At 62.6% G+C, this 26,048-nt stretch carries 26 protein-coding genes; 7 read left to right on the top strand and 19 right to left on the bottom strand.

The window, feature by feature from the left end:
* Positions 1–40 precede the first annotated feature (40 nt).
* The 3 genes from AC07VY_RS09965 (at position 41) to AC07VY_RS09975 (ending at position 2,719) form a co-directional block, all read left to right on the top strand.
* Positions 41–1,312 carry an EAL and HDOD domain-containing protein gene (locus AC07VY_RS09965; RefSeq protein WP_495097289.1) on the top strand — a complete coding sequence of 424 codons (1,272 nt, stop codon included), beginning with the start codon at positions 41–43 and terminating at the stop codon, positions 1,310–1,312.
* A gap of 332 nt (positions 1,313–1,644) precedes the next feature.
* Positions 1,645–2,010: a CidA/LrgA family protein gene (locus AC07VY_RS09970; protein WP_495097290.1), complete on the top strand. Its 366-nt coding sequence runs from the start codon at positions 1,645–1,647 to the stop codon at positions 2,008–2,010.
* Positions 2,003–2,719, top strand: a complete 717-nt coding sequence (locus AC07VY_RS09975) for an LrgB family protein (protein WP_495097291.1) — start codon at positions 2,003–2,005, stop codon at positions 2,717–2,719. The genes AC07VY_RS09970 and AC07VY_RS09975 overlap by 8 nt, the downstream gene beginning before the upstream one ends.
* 76 nt (positions 2,720–2,795) lie before the next feature.
* Here AC07VY_RS09975 and AC07VY_RS09980 read toward each other — a convergent pair whose 3' ends face one another.
* Positions 2,796–3,374 carry a TetR/AcrR family transcriptional regulator gene (locus AC07VY_RS09980; protein ID WP_495097292.1) on the bottom strand — a complete coding sequence of 193 codons (579 nt, stop codon included), beginning with the start codon at positions 3,372–3,374 and terminating at the stop codon, positions 2,796–2,798.
* A 107-nt stretch (positions 3,375–3,481) separates the two neighbouring features.
* Here AC07VY_RS09980 and AC07VY_RS09985 point away from each other — a divergent pair, with 107 nt between their 5' ends.
* Both AC07VY_RS09985 and AC07VY_RS09990 read left to right on the top strand, forming a co-directional pair.
* A complete protein-coding gene (locus AC07VY_RS09985; protein ID WP_495097293.1) occupies positions 3,482–4,279 on the top strand; it encodes an SDR family NAD(P)-dependent oxidoreductase in 798 nt (265 codons plus the stop codon).
* A gap of 301 nt (positions 4,280–4,580) precedes the next feature.
* Positions 4,581–5,504 (top strand): ketopantoate reductase family protein, encoded by a 924-nt coding sequence (locus tag AC07VY_RS09990; RefSeq protein ID WP_495097294.1) that lies wholly within the window; start codon positions 4,581–4,583, stop codon positions 5,502–5,504.
* Positions 5,505–5,506: 2 nt separating this feature from the next.
* Here the strand turns inward: AC07VY_RS09990 and AC07VY_RS09995 are convergent, their stop codons facing one another.
* The 17 genes from AC07VY_RS09995 to AC07VY_RS10075 form a co-directional block, all read right to left on the bottom strand.
* Entirely contained in the window at positions 5,507–5,779 is a 273-nt protein-coding gene (locus AC07VY_RS09995; protein ID WP_495076708.1) for a hypothetical protein, read from the bottom strand.
* A 145-nt stretch (positions 5,780–5,924) separates the two neighbouring features.
* Positions 5,925–6,665: a hypothetical protein gene (locus tag AC07VY_RS10000; protein ID WP_495097295.1), complete on the bottom strand. Its 741-nt coding sequence runs from the start codon at positions 6,663–6,665 to the stop codon at positions 5,925–5,927.
* 17 nt (positions 6,666–6,682) lie between these two features.
* The gene (locus AC07VY_RS10005) at positions 6,683–6,811 is read right to left on the bottom strand and encodes a hypothetical protein (RefSeq protein ID WP_495076710.1); all 129 of its coding nucleotides are present in this window, start codon (positions 6,809–6,811) and stop codon (positions 6,683–6,685) included.
* Between the two features lie 92 nt (positions 6,812–6,903).
* On the bottom strand, positions 6,904–7,434 hold the full coding sequence (locus AC07VY_RS10010; protein ID WP_495076711.1) for a chromate transporter: 531 nt from the start codon (positions 7,432–7,434) through the stop codon (positions 6,904–6,906).
* Positions 7,431–8,009 carry a chromate transporter gene (locus AC07VY_RS10015; RefSeq protein ID WP_495097296.1) on the bottom strand — a complete coding sequence of 193 codons (579 nt, stop codon included), beginning with the start codon at positions 8,007–8,009 and terminating at the stop codon, positions 7,431–7,433. Before AC07VY_RS10015 ends, AC07VY_RS10010 begins: the two co-directional genes overlap by 4 nt.
* 131 nt (positions 8,010–8,140) lie before the next feature.
* Positions 8,141–8,740 carry an acyloxyacyl hydrolase gene (locus AC07VY_RS10020; protein ID WP_495097297.1) on the bottom strand — a complete coding sequence of 200 codons (600 nt, stop codon included), beginning with the start codon at positions 8,738–8,740 and terminating at the stop codon, positions 8,141–8,143.
* 234 nt (positions 8,741–8,974) lie between these two features.
* Positions 8,975–11,623 (bottom strand): EAL domain-containing protein, encoded by a 2,649-nt coding sequence (locus AC07VY_RS10025; protein ID WP_495097298.1) that lies wholly within the window; start codon positions 11,621–11,623, stop codon positions 8,975–8,977.
* Positions 11,624–11,870: 247 nt separating this feature from the next.
* The gene (gene ntrC, locus AC07VY_RS10030) at positions 11,871–13,424 is read right to left on the bottom strand and encodes a nitrogen regulation protein NR(I) (RefSeq protein WP_495076715.1); all 1,554 of its coding nucleotides are present in this window, start codon (positions 13,422–13,424) and stop codon (positions 11,871–11,873) included.
* A gap of 39 nt (positions 13,425–13,463) precedes the next feature.
* Positions 13,464–14,537: a nitrogen regulation protein NR(II) gene (glnL, locus tag AC07VY_RS10035; RefSeq protein ID WP_495076716.1), complete on the bottom strand. Its 1,074-nt coding sequence runs from the start codon at positions 14,535–14,537 to the stop codon at positions 13,464–13,466.
* Between the two features lie 5 nt (positions 14,538–14,542).
* Positions 14,543–15,034 (bottom strand): hypothetical protein, encoded by a 492-nt coding sequence (locus AC07VY_RS10040; protein WP_495097379.1) that lies wholly within the window; start codon positions 15,032–15,034, stop codon positions 14,543–14,545.
* 160 nt (positions 15,035–15,194) lie between these two features.
* Positions 15,195–16,610: a type I glutamate--ammonia ligase gene (gene glnA / locus AC07VY_RS10045; RefSeq protein ID WP_495076717.1), complete on the bottom strand. Its 1,416-nt coding sequence runs from the start codon at positions 16,608–16,610 to the stop codon at positions 15,195–15,197.
* A 211-nt stretch (positions 16,611–16,821) separates the two neighbouring features.
* The gene (locus AC07VY_RS10050; RefSeq protein ID WP_495097299.1) at positions 16,822–17,661 is read right to left on the bottom strand and encodes a competence/damage-inducible protein A; all 840 of its coding nucleotides are present in this window, start codon (positions 17,659–17,661) and stop codon (positions 16,822–16,824) included.
* Positions 17,627–18,532 (bottom strand): EI24 domain-containing protein, encoded by a 906-nt coding sequence (locus AC07VY_RS10055; RefSeq protein ID WP_495076719.1) that lies wholly within the window; start codon positions 18,530–18,532, stop codon positions 17,627–17,629. The genes AC07VY_RS10050 and AC07VY_RS10055 overlap by 35 nt, the downstream gene beginning before the upstream one ends.
* Before the next feature lie 24 nt (positions 18,533–18,556).
* Entirely contained in the window at positions 18,557–19,534 is a 978-nt protein-coding gene (locus AC07VY_RS10060; protein ID WP_495097300.1) for a sterol desaturase family protein, read from the bottom strand.
* A 7-nt stretch (positions 19,535–19,541) separates the two neighbouring features.
* Entirely contained in the window at positions 19,542–20,363 is an 822-nt protein-coding gene (locus tag AC07VY_RS10065; protein WP_495097301.1) for a polysaccharide deacetylase family protein, read from the bottom strand.
* Positions 20,329–21,312 (bottom strand): YncE family protein, encoded by a 984-nt coding sequence (locus tag AC07VY_RS10070; protein ID WP_495097302.1) that lies wholly within the window; start codon positions 21,310–21,312, stop codon positions 20,329–20,331. The genes AC07VY_RS10065 and AC07VY_RS10070 overlap by 35 nt, the downstream gene beginning before the upstream one ends.
* A gap of 87 nt (positions 21,313–21,399) precedes the next feature.
* Positions 21,400–22,155, bottom strand: coding sequence for a 16S rRNA pseudouridine(516) synthase (locus AC07VY_RS10075; protein ID WP_495097303.1), 756 nt, complete (start codon positions 22,153–22,155; stop codon positions 21,400–21,402).
* A 154-nt stretch (positions 22,156–22,309) separates the two neighbouring features.
* Here AC07VY_RS10075 and AC07VY_RS10080 point away from each other — a divergent pair, with 154 nt between their 5' ends.
* Both AC07VY_RS10080 and AC07VY_RS10085 read left to right on the top strand, forming a co-directional pair.
* The gene (locus AC07VY_RS10080) at positions 22,310–22,813 is read left to right on the top strand and encodes a hypothetical protein (RefSeq protein WP_495097304.1); all 504 of its coding nucleotides are present in this window, start codon (positions 22,310–22,312) and stop codon (positions 22,811–22,813) included.
* A gap of 79 nt (positions 22,814–22,892) precedes the next feature.
* Positions 22,893–24,374 carry a DegQ family serine endoprotease gene (locus tag AC07VY_RS10085; RefSeq protein WP_495097305.1) on the top strand — a complete coding sequence of 494 codons (1,482 nt, stop codon included), beginning with the start codon at positions 22,893–22,895 and terminating at the stop codon, positions 24,372–24,374.
* An 87-nt stretch (positions 24,375–24,461) separates the two neighbouring features.
* Here AC07VY_RS10085 and AC07VY_RS10090 read toward each other — a convergent pair whose 3' ends face one another.
* Positions 24,462–26,027 carry a DHA2 family efflux MFS transporter permease subunit gene (locus AC07VY_RS10090; RefSeq protein WP_495097306.1) on the bottom strand — a complete coding sequence of 522 codons (1,566 nt, stop codon included), beginning with the start codon at positions 26,025–26,027 and terminating at the stop codon, positions 24,462–24,464.
* Positions 26,028–26,048 lie beyond the last annotated feature (21 nt).

Consider the following 26,048-nt stretch of genomic DNA (forward strand, 5'->3'; position numbering starts at 1 on the left):
CAAACCGACCTTTTTTACCTTGAGTGTTCCTTCAGCCGCCATGTCCACCATTCCCGACCAGCTCCACAGCCTCACGCAGTCCCAAGACGAAGCTCTGGAAAACCGGGTACGCATAGCGCGCCAAGCCATCGTGGACGAAAACCGTGTGGTGTTCGGCTACGAGTTGTTTGACCGCTCCCAGCCCACCGAAGGCTATTCGGCAGATTCCGATGCAGCTTTGCTGGTCAACGCCCTTTCATTCACCGATACCGAAGCCCTGGTGGGCAAAAAGCTGGTCTTCATCAACTGCACGCTGCAGAGTCTGACCGGCGGCCACCTGGAGCTGGTCCACCCCGACAAAGTGGTACTGGAAGTCCCGCCCGTACCCGGCAACGTGGTGGAAGACATAGAACGCCACGCCTTGGTGTTACAAGATCTGCACAAACGCGGCTTTCGTTTCGCCTTCAACCATACGGTCCTCACAAAGGGTTACGCATCCTGGCGTCTGTTGGCCTCGTATGTGAAGCTGGACATGACGGCTCTCAAGCCAGAGATGGTGGAGCCTTTCGTACAGTTCGCCAACAAAAACACCAAGGCCATGCTGGTCGCCGAAAAGGTGGAAACCGCCGCCCAGCACAAAACCCTGGCCGGCTATGGCATCAAGCTGTTCCAGGGCTACTGGTTCTCCAAGCCTGCCCTGGTCGCTGCGCAAACCGTGAGACCCTCGCAGGCCACCATACTGCAGCTGATCAACCTGGTACGCAAACACGGAGAGGTCAACGAAATTGAGGAATTGCTCAAGCGCGACCCCACCTTGTCTTTCAATCTGCTGCGCTTCATCAACTCGTCCGGCTTCGGGCTGAGCTGTGAAGTCACCTCGTTCCGCCATGCGGTGATGATTCTGGGCATGAAGAAGCTCTACCGCTGGGCCTCGCTGCTGCTGACGACTTCGCGCGGTGAAGGTGGAGCCCCTCCCGCCGTGGGACAAACCGCCGTGGTGCGCGGCCGCCTGATGGAGCTGCTGGCCGCCGAAATGTTGACCGCCGAAGAATGCGACAACGCCTTCGTGGTCGGCGTTTTCTCGCTGGCCGACGTGATGCTGGGCATGCCGCTGGCCAAGGCGCTGGAGTCTGTCGCCCTGCCCCAGCCAGTGCTGGACGCCCTGCTGTACCGCACAGGGGTTTTCGCCCCTTTCCTGGCGCTGACCGAGGCCTGCGAAAACGGTGACGACACCCAATTTGCCCGCAATGCCGAAGAACTGCACCTGTCGAACAAACAGGTCAATTGGGCCCATCTGCAGGCCCTGGCCTGGGCAGACGCCGTCGGCGCCTGAGCTTGTCCGTCTGCCAGTCCAGGCGGTTTTTAATGCGCTGCGGTGAATCTGGTCGCGCTGCAGCGACTTGAGCAAGGCTTTGAACTTGCCCTCATCAAGGCCTTCGGCGCCCCGGCGCTAGGTGAACTCGAAAAACTCAGCTCCCAGCCAGTTTTCCGTGGCCGCCAGCAGGTCATCGCAAGCCAGGCGATGCGGCCAACAGCCCCCACTCATGCGCCGCGAAACGGCCGGGCGCACAGCAGAACTCCAGCGAACCCGTCTACGATCCAGCATCTGCACACGCAGCGTCACCGACCGGGGCCGCATACGCCCCATCTGGAGGAGGAAAACCTATGCAAGCATTGCGCGGACTGGCCTTTTTGCTGCTGGTGCAGGCTCTGGGCGAGGGCATCACCCACAGCCTCGGCCTGCCCTTCCCGGGGCCGGTGGTGGGGCTGGTGATTTTGCTGCCGGCCCTGGGCTGGGCCCAGGTGCGCGAACCCATCGCCGCCATGGCCGAGCTGCTGCTGGGCCATCTGTCGCTGCTGTTTGTGCCGGTGGGCGTGGGCGTCATCACCCATTTGCAGCTGGTGTCGCAATACGGCGCGCAGCTGCTGGTAGTGATCGTGCTGTCCACCTGGGTCGGCCTGGCGGTGACTGCCCTGGTGCTGCGCCAGCTGCTGCAGGATGAGCCCACGCAGGAAGACAGCCATGGCTGATTTCGTCCAACTCTGGGTCTACCTGGCCACCACGCCGCTGTTTGGCCTGACGGCCACCTTGCTCACCTATGTGACCGCGCAGGCGTTTTACGAACGCATGGGCCGCGCACCCTGGGCCAACCCGGTGCTGTGGTCGGTGGTGCTGCTGGGCTGCGTGCTGGTCGCCACGCACACGCCCTACCCGAGCTACTTTGCGGGGGCCCAGTTCATCCATGTGCTGCTGGGCCCGGCCGTGGTGGCGCTAGCCTGGCCGTTGTGGCTGCGCCGCCACGAGGTGCGCCAACGCGGCGTGGCCTTGACCCTGGCAGTGCTGGCTGGTGGCCTAGCAGCGGCTGCCAGTGCGGTGGCCATGGCCTGGGCCCTGGGCATGCCGGACGACGTGGTGCGCTCGCTGGCGCCCAAGTCGGTCACGGCCCCCGTGGCCATGGGGATTGCCGAGCGCATTGGCGGCGTGCCCGCACTGTCCGCCGTGTTTGCGGTGCTGACCGGCCTCGTCGGCGCCTTGTCAGGCAAGTACCTGTTCAATCTGCTGGGAATCAACAGCTGGGCCGTGCGCGGCCTGGCGCTGGGCACGGCATCGCACGGAATAGGTGCCGCCAGGGCCTTGCAGGTCCACCCCGATGCAGGCGCCTACGCCGGCATTGCGCTGGGCATGCAGGCGATTTTGTCCTCGGTGCTGATGCCGCTGGTCTTTGGCTGGTGGACTTGAGACTGTTTAGGAAAAATACTTTTTAGGGCTCTAGCGCAGGTATTACGTGCGCAAGCAGCTATAAAAACAATAGTAATCAGTGGGTCCGTGGTGCGGGCAAAGTACGCAGCACGGATTGCAGTATTTCTTCCGACAGAGCCGCATCGTCCACCGCGCGGGCCAGCACCACGGCCCCCACCATGCTGGCGTACAGGGCCAACGCCTTTTCACGCTGGGCCGCCTTTGAGCGGCCGGGCATCCACTGGGCCAAGATCTCCACCATGGCGCTGATGCCAGCGGTGACGGCACGACGCACCGGGCCGGCCTGACGGGCCGCATCGGCGCCCAGGGCGGCCGCCAGGCAACCCCGGCCTGGCGCATCGCGGTGCGCAGCCGACAAATAGCCGCGCGCGATGCTCTCCAAAGGCTGTGCACCGCCCGCCTCGGCCAGTTGCTGCCACCAGACGCCGCCATCGGCCAAAGCACGGGCGCTGGCCTGGGCCATCAGATCTTCCTTTGACGCGAACTGACCGTAAAAGCCACCATGGGTCAACCCGGCGGTCTTCATGATGTCGGCCACGCCCACCCCGTCAAAGCCACGTTCGCGGAACAGCTGCGCGGCCACAGCCAACACACGTTCGCGGTTTTCGGCGGCTTGTTCTCGGCTGACTTTCATGGCGGACTTTCACAAAAACGGTAGATGCTTGACATTTTAAATGACGATCAACATATAATTCAATAATGACGAACGTCATATAACCAACCACTCAAGGACTTTTCACCATGACAGCAAACACCTCTCTCGGCACCGCCCTGGTCACAGGCGCATCCAGCGGCATCGGTGCCGTTTACGCAGACCGCCTGGCACAGCGCGGCTATCAACTGGTACTGGTTGCACGCGACCACACCCGGCTGGAAGCCCTTGCTGAGCGCCTGCGCAGCCAGACCGGCGTACGCGTGGAAGTACTGGCCGCCGACCTCAACGCCCCGGCCGAGCTGGCCCTTGTGGAGCAACGCCTGCGCACAGACAGCGCAATCAGCCTGCTGGTCAACAACGCAGGCGTGGCCAGCATGGGCCCGCTGGTCAGCTCGGACATCGCCAGCGTGGACAAGATGTTGCAACTCAACGTCGTGGCGCTGACCCGCCTGGCCGCCGCCGCGCTGGCTGGCTTTGTGCCGCGCGGCAAGGGCATTCTGGTGAACATCGGCTCGGTCGTCTCTCTGGCGCCCGAGACCTTCAACGCCAGTTATGCCGCCACCAAGGCCTATGTACTCAGCCTGTCCCAAAGCCTGCAGGCCGAAGCCGGCCCCAGCGGCGTACAAGTGCAGGCCGTGTTACCCGGCGCCACCCGCACGGAGATCTGGGACCGCGCCGGCTTCAGTGTGGACCAGTTGCCCGCAGAGATAGTGATGGACACGGACAAGCTGGTGGACGCGGCCCTGCTTGGCATGGACCGGCAAGAACGCGTAACCATTCCGTCACTGCCGAATGCCGCCGACTGGGATGCCTTCATGGCCGCCCGCGCCGCGCTGGGACCTAACCTGTCGCACAGCCAACCGGCCCCCCGCTACCGCGCATAACGCTACTGTTTGAATAGCTTCCAGCGCAGATAGACCGTGCGCTGGAAAGCCATATGACTTCGGATAAAAAGATGCGCACGGCTCACGCACAATAAGCGCTGCGTTGCACATACTTGTCGTCACCCTCCCTTTTCCACTGGCACTGGCCCAGCTTTGGCGCCGACAACGGACGCATCGCCCGCATCATCCTGGTGACTACGGTCGTAGCCTTAGAACCTCACGATCTGACGGCCGCGCCGATTTCAACCTAACATAGGTCTCCCTTGCGCCCGAGGTCCGGGCGCGTCAGCCAAGGAACGGTATGAAAGTAGCAATCATGGGTGCGGGCGGTGTAGGCGGCTATTTCGGGGCTCGGCTGGCGCACAGTGGCTGCGACGTGCACTTCATCGCCCGTGGCGCCCACGGTGCCGCCCTGCGCAGCCAGGGCCTGCAACTCAACAGTGCCCTGGGCGACTTGCATCTAAAGGACCTGCAGGTCACCGAAACACCCCAGGACGTGGGCGTGGCGGACGTGGTGCTGTTCGGCGTGAAGCTATGGGACACCGAAGCCGCGGCCGAGGCCATACGCCCGCTGGTCGGGCCGCACACGGCGGTCATCTCGCTCCAGAACGGCGTGGTCAAGGACGATATTTTGCGCAGCGTGCTGGGCCCGCAGGCGGTGGCCGGGGGCGTTTGCTACATCGCCGCCACGATTGCCGCGCCGGGCGTGATCGCGCACACGGGTGTGTTGCAAAAGCTGGTGTTTGGGGAATACGACGGCAGCCGCTCGGCCCGGCTGGAGGCATTTCTGCAGGCCTGCCAAGACGCCGGCATCGAGGCCGAGATCAGCGCCGATATCCGCAAGACGATCTGGGAAAAGTTCGTGATGCTGGTGGGTTTGTCGGCCACCACCACCGCAACCCGCCTACCCATAGGCCGGGTGCGCAGTCACCCGCAGTCACGCCGCGTGCTGCAGCAGATCATGGAAGAAGTGGTGGCGGTAGGCCTGGCGCAGGGCGTACCCCTGGCACCCGATTTCGCGGCCGACCGGCTGCGCTTTTGCGACCAGTTGCCGGCGGCCATGACCTCCTCCATGGCACACGATTTGGAGCGCGGCAACCCGCTGGAGGTGCGCTGGCTCAGCGGTGATGTGGCCCGGCGCGGCGCCGAGCTGGGTGTGCCCACACCGGCGAATGCGCTGGTGCACGGCATCCTGGCCCTGCATGCCGAGGGCCGCAAGGTCTGAGCTCAGGGCGTATCGGGCAGCGGCAGCTTGGCCGTTACGCACTGGATGCCTGTCAGGCCGGCGCTGGCGCTGCCCACGGTCTGGCAGGCAATCGCCCGACCCGACGACGGGTCATGGAACCAGGCCACGCTGGACGACCCACTGGCCGAAGTACCCATGGGCACATAGCTGGGGTTGGCACGGATCTGAGAATGCGCAGCCGGCACCCAGGACGACAGCAGCACAGCACCGCTGACACCTACGGCGGCCAGCAGGCCCAACAACGATCGCTTCATGGCGTGCTCCTTCAATAATTGGGGCCAGGCCGCGCCCCGCGCAGTCCGGCCCTGGATATGAATAAAAATGGCTCTAGCGCAGGAAATATCTGCGCTAGACGCTACTGAATATATAGCAGACAGATAGCCGAAAACCGCTACCGGCTTACAGCTTTACGAAGCCAAATACGGGCGGATTCATACCGCAGCTGTGCGTCGCAATGTCCTCCCCCACCTTGCCACTGGCGTTCACCGAGAACTTGGACTTGGCAGTGCCGGCCACCACCAGCGGCGCCGTGAGGTTCAGCCCATTGGTGCTGCTGGTGCTGTCGGGCTGCACAAAGGTATTGCCGCCGGTGCCGGCCAGGGCGTTGGTGGTCAGGTACAGGTAGACCACGTCCGCCACAGGCACACCGGGCGTGATCACGCTGCCGTTGACGCTGGGGTCGGTGCCGGTGCAGGCGGTGGTGCCCGCCACGTCCGGGGTGCTGGTCTTGCCGCTGTTGTCCGCACGGCAGACATCGGCCGAATATTCCGTCGCGGCCTGGCACCAGCCCGAAGTGCTGCTGGGCGTGAACTTGATGATGTCCGCCATCTTGATGATGACGCAGTTGTACGTGCCATCCGGCGGGTTGCCGCTGCCCAAGGTGGGAGCACTAAGGAAATCCACCTCGGTCGCCGTTGCACTACTGAAAACGGTGATGGGGCTGGAACACAGCGGGCTGGTGGAAAGCATCACACCATAGACCTTGAGCTTGAGCGCGCTTGCGTCCAGCGCCATCGCCTGGGTGCACAGCAGTGCCAGGCTGATCAAGATGTAGCGGGTGTATTGGGTGTAGCGGGTGTATTGGGTGTAGCGGGTGTATTGGGTGTAGCGGGTGTATTGGGTGTAGCGGGTGTATTGCATGGCCATACTCCTTGCGGCTAGCTGCCGGAACCAACGATCGTCAGCTTGTCCGGCGTGCTGGTGGCCGAACTGCCACCTCCACCACAAGCCGCCAGGCCCAACGCCATAAGGAACATACAGAGCATCGTCGCAACAACTTTCAACATAAGGCCTCCTTTAAGGTGCTTGCACTTTGCTCCCTAGCCCTCTCTTGCGCAAGATGGGGCTTACGTTAAAAAGTGCCGCTCACCCCCCACGCCTACCGCAACGCAAGCCAGAACACCAGCCCGCCCGCGCCCAACACCAGCAACGCGTTCACCCGGGCCCAGAACACCAGCACCAGGGTGGACAAAGCCGCCACGGCCCAGGCCCACACTCCGCCCTCGGCTGCGCGCAGCACGGTGCAGGACGCGGCCAGGATCATGCCCGCGGCCACCGGTGCCAGCCCGGACTCGATGGCCCGCACCAGCATATGGCCCCGGTAACGCGACCACACATGGGCAAGGCCGTAGACCAGCACCGAACTGGGCAGAAAGATCGCCGCCGACGCTACCAAAGCACCCCACAGCCCAGCCACATGCCAGCCCACCAGGGTTACCAGCAGCGAGCCCGGCCCGGGCGTGATGCGCGACAGGGCGAACAGGTCCAGAAACTGCCCGTCATTCATCCAGCCCTGCACCGCCACCGATTGGCGGTGGATGTCGGCCACGATGCTCTGGCCACCACCCACCGTCAGGAAGGACAGCGGCACAAACACTGCCAGCAAATCGCCCAACAGCTGCAAATTCATGGCGTGGCACCTTCACGACTCTCAGCGCGGATGCGCAGCCAGGCCAGGCCGACCGAGAGCGGCACCATGCAGGCCACCACCCACAGCAGCGGCAGGCGCCAGAAGAAGATGGCCACAAAAGTCACCGCCAGAATACCCGCGCGCAACCAGCCCTTGGCCGCATGCCGGGCCGCGCGCAAGCCGGTCTGCAGCGACAGGCCCACGGCAGCCGCCGCAACACCGGCCAGCACCAAATGCACCGCATGCACATCGCCCAGGCTGGAGAACGCGCTGGCCAGCACCATGGCCAAGGCCATGGATGGCAGCACGATGCCGCAGGCTGCCACCAGCGCGCCAGCGCCACCGTGCAGCTGGTAGCCGATCCAGATGGCCAGGTTCACCACATTCACGCCCGGAAAGGCCTGCGCCAGGGCCAGGCCGTTAAGGAACTCCACCTCGGTCAGCCAGGCGCGGCGCTGCACGAATTCGCGCAACATCCAGCCACTGAGGCCGCCACCAAAGCTGGTCAAACCGATCTTGGAAAAAGCGCAGAAGATGCCGCGCAGCGTGGGCGCGTTGCTGGAGTCTGGATGCACGTTCTTGAACCAGAAGTGGACGGAAAAAGATTGTAGAAGCGCCCTGACGAGCGCCCGCAGGCCATGCACAACTTTACCGTTCAGCGCACTGTTTATCTGCGCTAATAGCTACGAAATAAATAGCAAAAGAATCAAAACCCCAGGCTGTAGCGCAGTTGCACAAAGGTCTCGCCCGGGTTGGGTTGGCGCAGGCCGGCGTTGGACACATGCTTCACATACACACCCAGGCTGTGGCGCTGTTGGGCGCCAAAGTTGCGGCCCAGGCCCAGATGGTCGCTGAAGTTCCACTGCGTGCTGAAGTGGCCCGACGGCGTGTAATAGGTTTTGTCCAGGTATGACAAGCCCACGCCAGCCTCTACAAACCAGGGCGACTGCCCGCCGTCAAAGCGATAGCGGAACATGGGCACCAGGCCGATCTGGGCGTAATGCCGGTCCTGTCCCACCGTGGCATCGGCGTTCCACTGGCTCACATATACATCCCAGGCACCGGTGATGCGTCCATCCCAAAAGCTGCTTTGCATGGGCCAGCGCCAGCCCAGCGTGGCGGTGCGGGTGGTGATGCCGCTGCGCAAATTTTGCCCAGCCTCGGCATAGATGGATGCAGGTTCTGCAGCGGCCGCCTTGTCGGCCGCGAGGATGAGCAGACAGGGCAAGAGTGCGGTACCGAGTAGTTGGCGCCATAGTTTGCGGTGCGGGCGGTACGGCAGCGCGAAAAGATGTGGTTTCAGCATTTTTATTGTTCTCCCGGCGGCGCGTGACGGACTGCCAACGCCTACTCTGTCGATGCGATGTTTGGATAAATTGTGCCCTGGCCGGCTGCCTTAGAAGTAACTATCGCTCCATCGCCCTGCACATGGTGCAGCTATCGCAGCCCCGTCTGCAACGGCTGCAAAGCCTGCGCTACAGTGTTGGGCTAGAAGGTGTTGGATTGGTGGGCGGTGCCGGCTTGGCAACGCACCATCGGCTCAAATAAGCGCAGCCGCCGTGCGCTGCACATAGCGTTCAAAGTCCTGGACCGGCAAGGCCGGGCTGAACAGATAACCCTGGTAGGAATGGCAGCCATAGCGGGCCAGCCAGTCTTTCTGGGCCTGTGTTTCCACCCCTTCGGCCATCACCTCCAGCCCCAGGTTTTGCGCCAGGGCCACCACGGTACGCGCAATCGCCGCATCGCTGGGGTCTATCAGCACATCGCGCACAAAGGACTGGTCGATCTTCAGCTGGTGCAGCGGCAGCCGCTTGAGGTAGGACAGCGAGGAATAGCCGGTACCAAAGTCGTCCAGTGAAAAGCCAATGCCGCGCGCGCGCAGCATGGCCATCTTGTGCACCAGGTCTTCAAGGTTATCGACCAGCATGCTCTCGGTCAGCTCCAGCTTCAGGCGCTTGGGGTTGGCCCCGGTGGCGCTCAGCAAGTCCAGCAGGTCCTGGGCAAACTCAGGCTCGCGGAACTGCCGGGCACTGACGTTCACCGCCAACACCAGGTTGCCCAACAGAGGGTGCGGAGCCCAGGCCATCAGCTGTGCACAGGCGGTCTCCAGCACCCAGCGGCCCAGGGTCAGGATGTGGCCGGTCTCCTCCGCCAGGGGGATGAAGTCAGCAGGCGACACCCGGCCGCGCTGCGGATGCGGCCAGCGCAGCAAGGCCTCGGCTCCGGTGACTTGGCCGTGCGCATCCAGCTGCGGCTGGTAGAAGAGCAGAAACTGCCCCAGCACCAGGGCCTGGCGTAAGTCGCCCTCCAGCTCCGCGCGCGCATTCACCGCAGCCTGCATGGCCGGGTCGAAAAACCGCAGCGCATTGCGGCCCTGGGCTTTGGCCTGGTACATGGCCATGTCGGCCTGCTTGAGCAGCTCGTCCATAGGCAGGGTCTGGCCGTGGAACAAGGCCACGCCCAGGCTGGCCGTGCTGTTGAAGTCCAGCTCGCCCAGGCTGTAGGGCCGGTTCAGCACGGTGACGATTTTTTCCGCCACGGACTTGGCGACAGCGGCCGCCATTTCCGAGCTGGCCTCCAGGTCTTCCAACATGACCAGGAATTCATCGCCGCCCAGCCGGGCCACGGTGTCGCTGTCGCGCACGCAGTGCACCAGCCGCAGCGCCACTTGCTGCAGCAGCACGTCACCTTTTTCATGGCCCCGGGTGTCGTTCAGGGTTTTGAAGTTGTCCAGGTCTATGTAGAGCAAGGCGCCGGTGCGCTTGCTGCGCTCACTGGCAGCCAGCGCACGGTGCAGGCGGTCCATGAGCAGCCGGCGGTTGGGTAGATTGGTCAGCGGGTCGAAGAAGGCCAACTGGCGAATCTTGTCCTCGGCCATCTTGCGCTGGGTGATGTCTACCACGGTGGCGACGTAGTGGCTCAGGCCGCCTATGCCATCCAGCACCGCGCTGATGCTGACCCACTGCGGAAAGCGTTCGCCGTTCTGGCGCCGGCTCCAGATTTCACCCACCCACTGGCCCTTGCGCGCCAAATCCTGCTGGATGCCACCAAAGTAAGCCTCGCCATTCGGCTCGGCGTTCAGAAAAGCCAGCGTCTGGCCCAGGCACTCCGCCTCGCTATAGCCCATGCTCTGGGTGAAGGCCTTGTTCACCCGCTGTATCACCTGTTTGGCATTGGTCACCACCACGCCGACCTGGGCCTCAAAAGCCACGGCGGCGATGCGCAACTCGGATTCGGCCCGTACCCGGTCGGACAGATCTATATCGATGCAGAACATCTCGGCCGGCTGGCCCGGCGTCTGTACATAGGCGTGGCTGGAAAACACGGGTACGCGGCTACCGTCCTTGCGCATCAACGACAACTCGCCCGCTGGAATGGCCTGCTGGGTGGCGAACATCTGCTGCATGGCCTGGCGCACGCCATCGCGCATTTCAAGCGGAATGATGAGATCGGTGAGGTTGCGGCCCAGCACTTCGTCGGCCGCGTAGCCATAAAGCTGCTCGGAGGCCTTGTTCCAGTAGCGCGTCGTGCCATCGGCCGCATAGGCCTGGACCGAAACCGAGGGGATATCCATCAACAGGCTGCGCAAGCGGTTCTCGGAGTCGCGCAGGGCTTGTTCACGGGCTTCGCGGTCCAGCCCCTCCTGGATCAGCAGGCCCAGGAACACCATGGCCGGCGTCATCACGGCAACCAGGGCCAGCCCGACGACGAGCAACTCATCCGCCGGCGGATGGGCCGGCACAAGCCACATGGAGCCCAAGGCCAGCAGTTGCTGCAGCAGGCCAAATACCAATAGCTGCCATACGTTCACACGGGCCCAGCCCCGGGCCACGGCGTAACGGTAGAGCAGACCCAAGCCAATGCTGGCGACGAGCAAAGGCAGGCCTATGGCATTGTCTGCCTGGCCAGGTAATTGGCCGTAGCCCACGGATATAGCGGCTGCCACCAGCGCAGCCAGCGGCCCGCCAAACAGGCCCACCGCGCCTAGCACCACGCAGCGCGCATCGACCACCAACCCCGGCATGCTGGCCGACGGCGTGACTATGCCCAGCACGCAGATACCGCCAAACAGCAGCCCGGTCACCAGTTGGCGAAGCACGCTGCGGGGCTTCCAGGCGCGTAGGTGCAGCCCCTGCAGCACACCCAGAACAAAGATCCAGGCAACCCCCTGGACCAGGTGAAGAACCATACACAGCCTCCAGCTTGGGCGTCGATCGGCGGTCCCAGGACATATCTCCAGGGCGCAGGCTGCTGGGAGCCCGGCCAGACCGACAACTTGCGGCTACTTTAGTGCCGTTTACTGGGGCTGAGAACTAAAACTTCATCCATAAGAACAATGCCCCGGTACGCAAGCACCGGGGCATTGTTTTTAAATCCCATACATCATCAAAATAGATAGCAGCCAGCGCAGGCATTACCTGCGCTAGTGCCATATTTCACTCCAAACCCAGTTCCTGGATTTTGCGGGTAATGGTGTTGCGGCCAATGCCCAGCTTCTGGGCTGCCTCAATGCGACGGCCACGGGTGTTGTGCAGCGCTGTCAGGATCAACTTGGACTCGAAGCGGCGCGTCAACACGTCCCACACGTCGTGGCGGTCGTTGGCCAGCAGTTCCTGGGCCTCGGCCTCCAGGCCCAGCTCCCAGGCGCTGACCGGGGCGGTGCTGGCCGGCGGCAGCGTGACGATGGCAGCATCGCTGTCCAACGGAACGGCCTGCATGCCGGCAATGTCATCCAGTGCCGACAGATCCGTCTCAGGATGCACGACCGGCGTGCTCACCACCATGCGCGGCAGGGCGTGACCCAGGCCGCTGGAAGGTGCCACCACGGCGCCAGTGATTTCAGGTGGCAAATCCTTGGGCTCGATCACCTGGGCCGGCGCCATGACGGTCAGCCAATGGCACAGGTTCTCCAGCTGGCGCACGTTGCCGGGAAACGGAAACAGGCCGATCTGAGCGAGCGCCGCATCGGAAATGCGCTTAGGCTCCACTCCCAGCTGCTTGGCGCTTTGCTGCAGGAAATGGCGTGTCAACATGGGCACGTCTTCGATGCGCTCGCGCAGCGCCGGCAGGCGCAGGCGGATCACGTTCAGGCGGTGGAACAAATCCTCGCGGAACACGCCATCGCGCACGCGTTGCTCCAGGTCCTGGTGGGTCGCGGCAATCACGCGGACCTGGGCCTTGACGGCATTGTGGCCGCCCACACGGTAGAAGTGGCCGTCGCTCAGCACGCGCAACAAGCGGGTTTGCAGGTCGAACGGCATGTCGCCGATTTCATCCAGAAACAGCGTGCCACCATCGGCCTGCTCGAAGCGGCCCCGGCGCATGGTTTGCGCACCGGTGAAGGCACCGCGCTCATGGCCGAAGAGTTCACTCTCCAGCAGGTCCTTGGGGATGGCTGCGGTATTGATGGCCACGAACGGGCCGTTGGCACGTGGCGAGTGCTTGTGCAGTGCGCGCGCCACCAGCTCCTTGCCGGAGCCGGATTCGCCGGTGATCATCACCGTCACGTTGCTTTGGCTGAGCCGACCGATGGCACGGAACACGTCCTGCATGGCGGGCGCCTGACCCAGCATCTCGGGGGTGTCGGCCATGCGTTCTTCGGCCACTTCCTCGCGCTGGCTTTCTTCCACCGCGCGACGGATAAGCTCCACAGCCTTGGGCAGGTCAAAAGGCTTGGGCAGGTATTCGAAGGCCCCGCCCTGGAAGGCTGATACGGCACTGTCCAGGTCGGAGAACGCGGTCATGATGATGACCGGCAGGCCGGGGTGCTTGGCTTTGACCTTTTCCAGCAGGTCCAAGCCGGAGCCGCCTGGCATGCGGATGTCGCTCACCAGGATTTGGGGGCCGTCCTCTTCGCCATTTTCTTCCAGCGCCAGCAATACATCGCGCGGGTTGGTAAAGCTGCGCGTGGGCAAGTCTTCACGCAGTAGCGCTTTTTCGAGAACGAAGCGTATGGATTGGTCGTCGTCTACTATCCAGATCGGCTTCATAAGAGAGGGCACCTCGGGTCAAGCTGCGTGAATCAATTTCTACGGCAGCGGTATTAATAATTTAAAGTCCGTTCGGCCCGGAACACTGTCACATTCGATCAAGCCATGGTGTTGCTGCACGAAGGTTTGCGCCAACGTCAGCCCCAGCCCGGAACCACCATCTCGCCCCGACACCAGCGGGTAAAAAATACGGTCCTTGATCGACTCCGGTACACCCGGGCCGTTGTCGATGACATGCAATTCCAGTGCCAATCGATAACGTTGTTTCCCAAACGTTACCTGGCGTGCAATACGCGAGAGAAAAGTAATCTGCGCGTCCCCTTCGGCAATGCGTTCACTCAAGGCCTGGGTTGCGTTATGGGCCACATTCAGCACCGCTTGGATGAGCTGTTCGCGGTCGCCGCGAAACTCTGGAATCGACACATCGTATTCACGCTCAATCTTCAGCCCGCGCGGGAATTCGGCCAGTATCAGGGAGCGCACACGCTCGCAGATTTCGTGGATATTCACATCGCTGACCACGTGCGGACGGCGGTGCGGCGCCAGCAGCCGGTCCACCAGACTTTGCAGGCGGTCGGCCTCATGGATGATGACCTGGGTGTACTCAATCAGTTCGCGCGACTCGATCTCCATCTCCAGCAACTGGGCAGCGCCACGTATGCCGCCCAGCGGGTTCTTGATCTCGTGGGCCAGGTTACGGATGAGTTCCTTGTTCGCCTGGGCCTGGTCGATCAAACGTTCCTCGCGGTCCTGCTTGGCCTGCTGCTCCTGCGGCAGCAACTCGATGATGACCTCGCCCGGACGCTCGGTCTGCGCCAGGATCACGTGTACCGGCACCGGTTCGTGGTTCAGGCGCTTGAGCCAGGCGTCGTAGCGCAGGGCCGCGAACTCATTGCTGCCTGCCCCCTCCAACGCGTTCTGCAAAATGTGCGGCTCGGTGAAACAGTCCGGGAAGTGCGAGCCTTCGATGGTGCGGCGCGAGGTGCCCAGCGCGTCTTCCAAGGCTGCATTGGCAAACATCACCGCGCCGTCGCTACGCAGCACCGCCACCAGCGTGGCCAGCAAATCAAACGCCTGAAAGCGCGCAATATGGGGGTTGGTTGGGGTGTTCAAGGTAGTCAGGGGGTAGTTTTAGGAGGAGGAAGACGGGCCAGCTCACGCTTCAGCCCAGCGATATCGCTCTCATTGCGGGCAATGGCAGCCTTGAGCTCGGCTACACGGTCTATGTACTTCTGGTAGTTACGGGCTTCTCCGCCCTGCTTCTCAGGCTCGCCCTGGTTGTACTCCTTGAGCAGGTCTGCCTGCCGGGCTTCGGCCTTTTTCAGCTCGGCTTCCAGGATCATCCGGGCGTCGCTGTCGCGCGCACGCTGCTCGGCGCCGCCACCATTATTGGCCGCTGGCGCACGCACGGCCGCCGCGTTCGCATCGGGCCGCGGGGCCTGGATCACGCTGACATTGCCACCCTCTACCAATTTGCAGCCACGGGCTGCAGCGGCCTTGGGGTCTTTGATGGAATTGGTGTATTCGTTGCCGCAGCGGTAAACCGCGTTGTCTTGCGCGAAAAGCGGCGCCGAGGCAGCCGCCAAAATCAGTAGCCAATAGGGTTTCATGCTCATGGAATATGCCGACAGGGCCTTATCTGAATGGGTTGCCGCAACGGTACTCTGTTTCTATTGCTTTCCCAAGCCAAAACGCAAAAAGGACGGCTTGCGCCGTCCTTATGAGAAGCCTGGTTGCGCGTTGCGAGCGTTCCCAGGCTAGTAGCGCTGCTTACAGCGAATAGTACATGTCGAATTCCACCGGGTGGGTGGCCATGCGCAAGCGCGTGACTTCCTGCATCTTCAGGTCGATGTAGGCGTCAATGTAGGCATCGGTGAACACACCGCCCTTGGTCAGGAACGCACGGTCTTTGTCCAGGCATTCGAGCGCTTGGTCCAGGCTGTGGCAGACGGTAGGGATCAGCTTGTCTTCTTCGGGTGGCAGATGGTACAGATCCTTCGTAGCGGCTTCGCCAGGATGGATTTTGTTTTCCACGCCGTCCAGACCCGCCATCAGCAGAGCCGAGAAGCCCAGGTAGGGGTTCATCAGTGGATCGGGGAAACGTGCTTCCACGCGGCGGCCCTTGGGGTTTGCCACGAAAGGAATACGAATCGAGGCCGAGCGGTTCTTGGCCGAGTAAGCCAATTTCACAGGAGCTTCGAAGCCAGGAACCAGGCGCTTGTAGCTGTTGGTGCCGGGGTTGGTGATGGCGTTCAGAGCACGGGCGTGCTTGATGATGCCGCCGATGTAGTACAGCGCGAATTCAGACAGACCTGCATAGCCGTCGCCAGCGAACAGGTTCTTGCCGTCTTTCCACACGGACTGGTGCACGTGCATGCCGGAACCGTTGTCGCCAACGATGGGCTTGGGCATGAAGGTCGCGGTCTTGCCATAGGCGTGGGCGACGTTCTGGATCACGTACTTTTGCAGTTGGACCCAGTCTGCGCGCTGGATCAGCGTGCTGAACTTGGTACCCAGTTCCATTTGGCCGGCGTTGGCCACTTCGTGGTGGTGCACTTCGACGGGAATACCCAAGGATTCCAGCACCAAGCACATTTCCGAACGCATGTCCTGGAAGCTGTCAACTGGTGGCACGGGGAAGTAGCCGCCCTTGACTGCGGGACGGTGGCCGGTGTTGCCGTGTTCGTATTCCTTGCCGGTGTTCCAGGAAGCTTCTTCCGAATCGATCTTGGAGTAGCAGCCGGACATGTCGTTTTGCCAGCGCACGCTGTCAAACACGAAGAATTCGGGTTCTGGTCCGAAGTAAGCGGTGTCGCCCAGGCCGGAGGCCTTCATGTAGGCTTCTGCGCGCTTGGCCAGCGAACGGGGATCGCGCTCGTACGGCTTGCCGTCGGCTGGATCGACCACGTCGCAGGTCAGGATCATCGTCGTTTCTTCGAAGAACGGGTCGATGTTGGCGGTGTTGGCATCGGGCATCAGTTGCATGTCCGAAGCTTCAATGCCCTTCCAACCAGCAATCGAAGAACCGTCAAAAGCATGGCCTGACGTGAACTTGTCTTCGTCGAAGTGCGACACAGGCACGGTCACGTGCTGTTCCTTGCCGCGGGTATCGGTGAAGCGGAAGTCAACAAACTTGACTTCGCTTTCTTTCACCATCTTCATCACGTCTGCGACGGTCTTTGCCATCAAGAATCTCCTGGTTAGGTTGAGCAAAAATAAATCAACAAGATGGGAATGCAGTTTCTATGCCACCAGCCGAGGCCGTTTGTAAACACATTCACCCTTGTATTTTGCCTTGGCCGCAGCGGCCTTCGGCGGGAATACGGCCCATCCGAGAAACAAATACCTGCGCCAATGCACCAAATTGGATTGTCATTTTTGCACCAAATATGTGCAATCAAGAACGCACCAATTCCGGGCCCAATTGCACATCAAAATTGTGCAGGCCCGCCAACAAAGCCGGGTAAGCCAGCTCCACCAGGCTGGGCAAACCCTTCACGCCCAGCTCAATATGGCGGCCATGCTCGGCGTGGTCCACGCTGGGCAGACTGAATACCTTGACGCCTTCAAAACGCTGCTCCATAGCCTCCATCAGCGGGGTCAACGTGGCCTCCATGCTGCCGTACACGATGACCGATTTTTCCACCCAGGCCGCCTGCTGGAACCAGGGCTGGTAGTACTGGTCCAGTACCCATTCCACCATGGGCCAGGCCATCACCGGGAAGCCGGGCACAAAATGCACATGGCCCACGGAGAAGCCTGGAATCTTGTTGTAGGGGTTGGGAATGATGCGGGCACCTTGTGGAAACACGCCCATATTCAGTCGGTGGATATTGTCTGGACGGTCCGGCTCATACAAAGTGCCTTGTTCACGCGCCGTATCCTGCATGCGCTCGCGTATCAAGGCCTCGGCCTGCGGATGCAAGGCCAACGGCACATCCAAGGCCCGCGCGGCACACTGGCGCGTATGGTCGTCGGGCGTAGCGCCTATACCGCCGGTGGAAAACACCACGTCACCCGAGGCAAACGCGCGGCGCAAGGTACTGGTAATGCGCTCAGGATCATCGCCTACGTATTCGGCATAGCCCAGCTGCAAGCCGCGTGCGCCCAACAGTTCGATGACCTTGGGCAGGTGCTTGTCGGCACGCTTGCCAGACATGATCTCGTCGCCGACGATGACCAGGCCGAAAACCGGCGCCGACTCAAGGGGCTGGGAGGATGGGATTGGCAGGCTCATGGACAACAGATTCCGTTTTAGGTTCGACATCGACAACCGGGCCCGCAGCGGCGCGGGGCGGCACGGCAGACACAGGCACCTCGGCACGCAATGCCTGCAATGCGGCCAGCACATAGTGGGTAAACCACAGCGAGGAAAACGCAAACACCAGGGTGTAGATCCATATCGCTAGAGGCACCAGCACCACAAAAGCGGCGGCAAACAAGGCACCCGAGGCCCACACCAGGCTGGGCGCAGCGCCCAGGTAGCCGGCCAACACCCCCATACCCAGCAGCGTGACACGGTGGCGGCGGAATATCTCACGCCGCTCCTGCTTGCTGGCATGCACGGCCAGAGCGTCATAGGCCATGACGCGGTAGGTCAGCCAGCCCCAGATCAAGGGCGGCAGTACCAATATCAAGGGCGGCACCAGCCACAAGGGCATGGACACCACCATGGCCACCACCGCAAGCAGCACCGAACCCAGGGCCCAGAACAATCCGCCAACCAGGGTGCCGCCGTTTTTCTTCTCCAATTGCGGAAAGCGCCGCTCAGCCACCAGGGACACCAGGGCCGGCGTCATCATCAGGGCCACGGCCAGGAGGGACAACACCACGATCAGCGGGGTGATGGCAAAGATCACCAGCAAGGGCGCCAGCGCCACCTTGAGCTGGCCGACACCCGCAGTCTCCAGCCAGGTCCACATGCGGCCTACCCACTCAGATGCGTCCAGCATGCCGCGCACAGCATCCAGGGCAGGTTCCCAGTAAAAGTAGCCCAGGCCCAGCGACAAGGCCACCATCAACAACAGGGGTAGAAACGAGAGTGCAATTACCCGGGGGTGCACGCAGTACGCCACGGCGCGCCAGAAAGAATCAAGAAGCAACTTCATGGGGGCAAGCATACCCGCATGCGGTTAAGGCCTGGTAACGGCCAAACTTGCCCACAGCCGGCGCAAACCCAGCCACTGCTGGCGCCAGAAACCGCGGCCGTAGTCGCGCCCGCCCTCGCTCTCCAGTTGGTCGCGGATGCCTGTGGGGTCATAGCGCAGCTCGAAGTTCGCGGTACCGAACAGCATGTCCCACCATGGCAGCAGCACACCAAAGTTGTGGCCGCCCAGGGTGTTCTTACCCGCGGACTCATGGCCGATGCCAATGCTGTGGTGCAGGCGGTGAAAGCGCGGGCTGACCCACAGGCGCTCGCCCACACAGCCAAACCAGAGCCGCACATTGGCGTGCTGCAAGCTCTCGCTCAGTTGTGTAAAGGCCACGATGGCGATGAACTGTCCCGGCGCCACGCCAATCAGCTGGGCCACCACCACCACGATGATGTCACCAATCACGTCGTCCAGCAGGTGGTTGCGGTTGTCGCTCCACAAGGTCATTTGCTGCTGCGAGTGGTGTAGCGAGTGCAGGCCCCACCACCATTCAAACTGATGCTGGCCCCGGTGCACCCAGTAGCCCAAGAAGTCGAACGCTACCAGGTACAGCGCAAAACTGACCACCGGCAGATCGGTCACGCCGGGCCACAGGGCATCCAGGTGCCAGGTGCCCATGCCGGCGACCCGCAGAGTGCCAAAAATGCCGTCCATCACCGGGTCCAGGGTAAAGAACAATGCCAGGCGGAACAGGCCCAGGCGATGCACCAAGGTGTAGACCATGTCGATACGGATAGCCGCGCGGTCCTGCATAGCCTCTACCGGACGCCAGCGTTGCAAGGGCCCCAGCACCGCCACCAGCACCACCAGCTGCAGCAGGCCGACCAGCAGCCAGCCTGTGGCATCGAATGCATCTTCCACCAAGCCGCCCAGGCCCATGCCGAACACCAGGGGTTGCACAGCGGCCTCGAACAGCCATTGCTGCGCGTCAGAAAACAAATTGCTCAGTACATCCATGGGCAGATTATTGGGGATGGACAGAAATCCACGCGGTGTAGTCGGGATGCTCGCGCAGCGTGCGGAAGCAGAAGCCGCGCTCCTTCAGACCCACGATCAGCGGCTCCAGCACGGCCGGCGCCCATGGGTCTTTGCGCGACCAGATGCCCAGGTGGGCCATCAAAATATCGCCGCTGCGAATATTGCGCAGTGACTGGGCTAGCAACTGGGCATTGCTGGCGCGCTCGCTGGACAGCTCATCGCCCAGAAACCCGGCCGGCGCCCAGCCCACGTGGGCATAGCCACAGCCCTTTGCGGCCGCCAGCAAGGCCGGTGAAGTCTTGCCGCCAGGCGAGCGAAACAAGGGCAGCGGCACCTGGCCGGTCATGGCCTGCAGGCGCTGGTTGGCATGGCGGATTTCTTCGCAGTATTGTGCTGCCGTCCAGGTGAATTCCTTGTCGGCATCCGGCCCGGCCGAGGGCTTGACGCGGAATTGGCCGGGGCTGCCGGCCACATCGCCGCGCCAGTACACATGGTCGAAGGTGTGCGAGGCAAAGGCATGGCCCTCTGCGGCACGGGCCTTCCACCAGGGAGCCCAATGCTCGCCCATGCTGCCATCGCCCTCCTGCGTGCGCTCGTGGGCACCAAAGAAGGTGACCTTGACCTGCTGGCGGTTCAGCACCTCGGCGATCAGCGGGGCCACGCCCATATGGCCGGTGTCAAAGGTCAGATAGACCGGTTTATCACAAGGTTTTTCAGCTGTAGCACAGATGGCACCTGCGCCAGCCGCTATCAATACCGCAGCAAAACCAACTTTAGCGGGGAGCGTGGTCCAGCGTCCAAACGCCATGGGGAGATCTTCCAACATTGATTTGTCGCACCACTTTCTTGGATTCCACATCCACCACGGTGAGCTTGCGGGCCCAGCGCGAACCGACATACAGCAGCTTGCCGTCGCCAGACACGTCCATGCAGTCCGGCCCGCCGGGCGCAGGATAGGTAGCGACCGACTCCAGGGTTTGTAAATCGATCTTGCTGATGCTGTTGCTGACGCGGTTGCTGACGTAGACATGGCGCTTGTCGCCCGCCGCCCGGAAGGCGTGCGAGCCCTTGGCGGTGGTAATCACCTTGGTCCGCACCGGGGTTTTGCCGGAGACGTCATAGACCTCCACGCCCTCCCCGCCCGTCAGCCCCACCAGCAGGGTCTTGTCGTCGGCGGTGCCGAACACATCGGCCGGCATGGAGCCCGTGGGCGTGCGCCATTTGATGCTTTGCGTCGCCAGGTCCACCGCCACCAGCTCGTCACTGTCCTGCATGGTGGAGTAAATCGTGGTGCTCTTGCTGTCTATCCACAGGTGGCTGGGCGTTTTGCCAGTGGAGATGCGCTTGGCCAGCGTGATGTCCTTGCCGTCCCAGCGGTAAATGTCGATATGGTTCAGCCGATTCGCCGCCGTAACAAACCACTTCATGTCGGGCGAAAAGCGCAGCTGGTAGGGGTCGAGTATGTCGCGCACCACGCGCTGCACCTCGGCCGTTTTCGGATCGACGAAGGTCAGCGTATCGGCCAGGGCATTGGCGATGATAAGCGACTTCTCGTCCGGTGTCAGGTACAGATGATGCGGCTCTTTGCCGGTGGAAATCCGCTTGGTCTCAAGCCAGGTGGCGGGGTCCACCACGCTGACGCTGGCATCCAGCGAATTCAGCACAAAGATCGGAGAGGACTGGGCCTGGGCGGCCAAGGGCGCAGCGGCGGCGAAGACAAAGCCCCAAGAGGCAACACAACGGACAAACAACTTCACGGCACACCACAGGTAAAAGACAACCGTCAAGTGTAGCCGCCGGGGGCCAGCAACTTTTGCCAGCCGGTGTAACAAGCCCGGAGAGGACTACGCCAGATCTTTGGCCGACAGCAGCGCCAAATCTTCCGCGCTCAGCCAGCGCCACTGGCCGGGCAGCAGGTCCGCCGGCAGCGCAAAGCCGCCCTGTTGCGAGCGGTGCAGGCCCTCCACCCGGTTGCCTACCGCCGCCAGCATGCGCTTGACCTGGTGGTACTTGCCCTCGGTCAGCGTCAGGCGCAGGTGGTGGCTGCTGACGGCTTCACAGGCGGCTGCGCGCACCGGCTTGGGGTCGTCGTCTAGCACCACGCCCTCCAGCAGGCGCGACACCTGCTTCTCGTCCAGCGGATGCTTGGTGGTGACCTCGTAGACCTTGGGCACATGCTTCTTCGGCGATGTCATGCGGTGGATGAACTGGCCGTCGTCGCTGAGCAGCAGCAAACCTGTCGTATCCTGGTCCAGCCGACCCACGGCCTGCACGCCCTGCAGCGCACCCTTTTGCGGCCGCAAACGCAAAGGCGACGGCAGCAGCGTATAGATGCTGGGGTAGGTGGAAGGTTTTTGCGAACACTCGGTGCCCGCAGGCTTGTTCAGCAGCACGTAGGCCAGCTGGTGGTACGACCAGTCCACGCCCTGGACCCGGAAGCGCAGCCCTTGCGCTTCCAAATCCATAGCAGAGTCCGTAACCACTACGGGCGCTGTGCCCGTGTTGTCCATATAGACCTCGACCAGGCCCTGCTGAACCAGACCGGCGCACACGCGACGTGTGCCAAAGCCTTGCGAATAAAGAATGTCTTGAAGCTGCATGCCCCGAGTATCGCAAACAGCTGGCGGCGCCCCGCCTCGTCGCTCACAGGCGACAACCGGGCGGCCATGGCCGCCAACCTCCCTAATATCAACGAAAAAACATGCGGCGAAAACATACACAAGGTTTACAAATGTTTATCCCATGGAGACACAAATGCGCGAGCTATTCACCACCCTGTTTGTTTTTGCCGCAGCCTTCATGCTGTGGCGAACCATGCGTCCGCAACGCCACCACCATGGCTACCAAGTGGTGTCTCCCTCGCAGCTGCCCTTGGAGGCCGAAACGCCAGATGCGCAGCTGTACAAATGGCCATCGCTGGGGCTGTTCAGCTTCACGCTGAGCGACGGCGACCAGCACCAGGCCGCGCTGAAAGACATCGCCGACGGCACGCCCATAAGCTCGTCAGGCGCGCGGGTGCTGGCCGCGCTGCACACCGGCGCCAACAACCCAGACATCTGGAAACCGGTGGAAGTGCGAGTCCACGGGAAACGCGTGGGCTTTTTATCCAAGGGCGACGCCACCCGCTTCCAACGCCGCCTGGCCTATGAGGGCCGGGCCGGCCAGACCACCTGCTGCGACGCGCTGATCACCCTGGAAGACACGGGCGGCCAACCACGCTACGTGCTGCGCCTAGACCTGAAGGAATTCCGGCATTAAGCCCCAGACTCTTTAAGACTGGCCTAAGCCAGCATCCCCATAGTCGAGCCATCGCAACGCTCTTCCAAAGGATGCATCCATGAAAACGCAATCGCTTCACAACACCAAACTGGTATTGGCTCTAGTCGCCGCAGGGGCGATCGGCGGCATCGGTGGCTCACTGGTCCACAACATAGACCAGGCCCATGCGACCCCGCCCGTGGTCAGCAGCGCCAGCAACGCCCCCATCGCATTACCCGACTTCGCGCAGATCACCGCCCAGAATGGCCCATCCGTGGTCAACATCAGCGTGGTCGGCAGCACCAAGACATCCAACGACGACAGCGAAACCGCGCAGCGCCAGGGCCGCGACGACCCATTTGGCAACGACCCACTGTTTGAACTGTTCCGCCGCTTCCAGCAGGGCCAGGGCGGCCAGGCACCGAAAGCCATGCCCACGCATAGCCAGGGCTCGGGCTTCATCGTCAGCGCCGACGGCATCATCATGACCAACGCCCATGTGGTGCAAGACGCCAAGGAGGTCACCGTCAAGCTCACCGACCGGCGCGAATTCATCGCCAAGGTGCTGGGCTCCGACCCCAAGACCGACGTGGCCGTACTGAAGATCGACGCCAAGAACCTGCCCGTGGCCACCATCGGCAAGACCAGCGACCTGCGCGTGGGCGAATGGGTGCTGGCCATAGGCTCGCCATTCGGCTTTGAAAACACGGTCACCGCCGGCGTGGTCAGCGCCAAGGGCCGTACCCTGCCCGACGACGGCGCGGTGTCCTTCATCCAGACCGATGCGGCCGTCAACCCCGGCAACTCCGGCGGCCCACTGTTCAATACGCGCGGCGAGGTGATCGGCATCAACTCGCAGATCTACACCCGCACCGGCGGCTACCAGGGCGTGTCGTTTGCCATTCCCATGGACCTGGCCAGCAAGATCAAGGACCAGATCGTGGCCCACGGCAAGGTGGAACATGCGCGCCTGGGCGTGGCGGTGCAAGAGGTCAACCAGACCCTAGCCGACTCCTTCCACCTCGACAAGCCTGAAGGTGCACTGGTCTCCAGCGTGGACAAATCCGGCCCTGCCGCCAAGGCCGGGCTGGAGCCGGGCGACGTGATCCGCAAGGTAGACGGCCGCACCATCGTGTCCTCGGGCGATCTGCCGGCGGCCATCAGCCTGTCTGCACCGGGTGAAAAAGTGCAGCTGGACGTGTGGCGCAAGGGCTCGGCCCAGACCATCGAGGTCAAGCTGGGCAGCGCCAATGACAAGCCCGAACAAGTTGCCAGCAGCAAGGAACCCGCATCCCAAGGTCGCCTGGGCCTGGCGCTGCGCCAGCTGCAGCCTGAAGAGCTACGCTCTGCCGGCGTGGAAAACGGCCTGCTGATCGAAAACGCTGGCGGTGCCGCCGCCAATGCGGGCGTGCAGAGCGGTGACGTGCTGCTGGCCATCAACGGCACGCCGGCCAAGAGCGTAGAGCAGGTCCGCGCCGTGGTGGCCAAGGCCGACAAATCGATTGCGCTGTTGATACTGCGCGACGGCGACAAGATCTTCGTGCCCGTACGCATAGGCTGAGCGAACAACGGGCCCTGAGCGGCCCATAAAAAAGGGGCTGGTTCCATTGGGAACCAGCCCCTTTTTTGCGCTTGCGTGGCGGACTTTTTAGTGCGCGCCGGCGGCTGCCTCCGAGGCAGCCGCACCTGCGGCCTGGGGCCTACGGGTGATCCACACCAGCGGTATCAGCATCAAAAACAGCATGGACGAGGCAAAGAACACATCGTTCGCCGCCAAGGTTGCGGCCTGTTGGCCCACCAGGCGGTTGACCTGCTCCAAAGCCTGCTGCGGGTCCAGACCCGCATTGCCCAGACCCGACAAGGCGCCAGTCGCCACCTGCCGCCCGTGGTTGATGTACTCCACCAGCTGCGCGTGGTGCAAGGCCGTGCGGTTTTCCCACACCGTGGTGACCAGGGATGTCCCCATGGCACCGGCCGTGATACGCACAAAGTTGGTCAGGCCAGAGGCCGCGGGAATGCGGTCTGGCGGCAGGCCGGAAAGCGTCAGGATACTCAGCGGAATGAAGAAGAAAGCCATGGCCACGCCCTGCACCAGGGTCGGCACCATCAACGTGGCTTCATCGGCCTGCACGTTGAATTTGGAACGCATCCACAGCACCAAGCCAAACACGATGAACGCGAACGAGGCAAACCGGCGCGGATCCATCTTGCCCACGTTCTTGCCCACGATGGGCGACAGCACGATGGCGAACAAGCCCACCGGCGCCAGGATGAAGCCAGCCTGGGTGGCGGTGTAACCCATGTACTGCTGCAGCCACAGCGGCAGCAAAACCACGTTGCCGAAGAACAAGCCGTAACCCACCGACGTCGCCAGCGTGCCGGCCCAGAAATTACGCCGGGCGAACAGGCGCAGATCCGTCACCGGGTGCTTGTCGGTCAGCTCCCAGGCCAGGAAGAACAAAAAGCCCACCAGCGCCACGGCTGCCAGTATCTGCACCTCGGTGGAGTGGAACCAGTCCAGCTCCTTGCCCTTGTCCAGCATGATCTGCAAGGCACCCACCCAGACCACCAGCAGGCCCAGACCCACGCCGTCGATCGGCAGCTTCTTGGTCTGCGACTCGCGCTTGTGGTACAGGGTCCAGGCGGCGCCAGCGGCCAAGATGCCCACCGGTATGTTGATGTAGAAAATCCAGGGCCAGGAGATGTTGTCGGTGATCCAGCCGCCCAGCAGCGGCCCCATCACCGGCGCCACCAGGGTGGTCATGGCCCACATCGCCATGGCGGTGCCCGCCAGCGCCTTGGGGTAGCTGGACAGCAGCAGCGCCTGCGACAGGGGGATCATCGGTCCGGCCACAAAGCCCTGCAGCACACGGAACGCGATCAGCATGCTCATGTTTGGCGCCAGGCCGCACAGCCACGAGGCCAGCACAAACATGACGATGCTGAGCGTGAACAGGCGCACCTGGCCAAAGCGCTGCGACAGCCAGCCCGTCAACGGCACCGAGATGGCGTTGGCCACGGCAAAGCTGGTAATCACCCAGGTGCCCTGGTTGGGGCTGACACCCAGGTCGCCAGCGATGGCAGACAGTGATACGTTGGCGATCGAGGTGTCCAGCACGTTCATGAACGTGGCGGTGGACAAGGCGATCGTGCCCCACATGCGGGCCGAGCCCTCTAGCGGCGGGGGCGGAACATAGTTGAGGTTGGAGGACATGGCTTCAGACCCGTAGTACCA

Source organism: Rhodoferax sp. GW821-FHT02C08 (assembly GCF_059421805.1).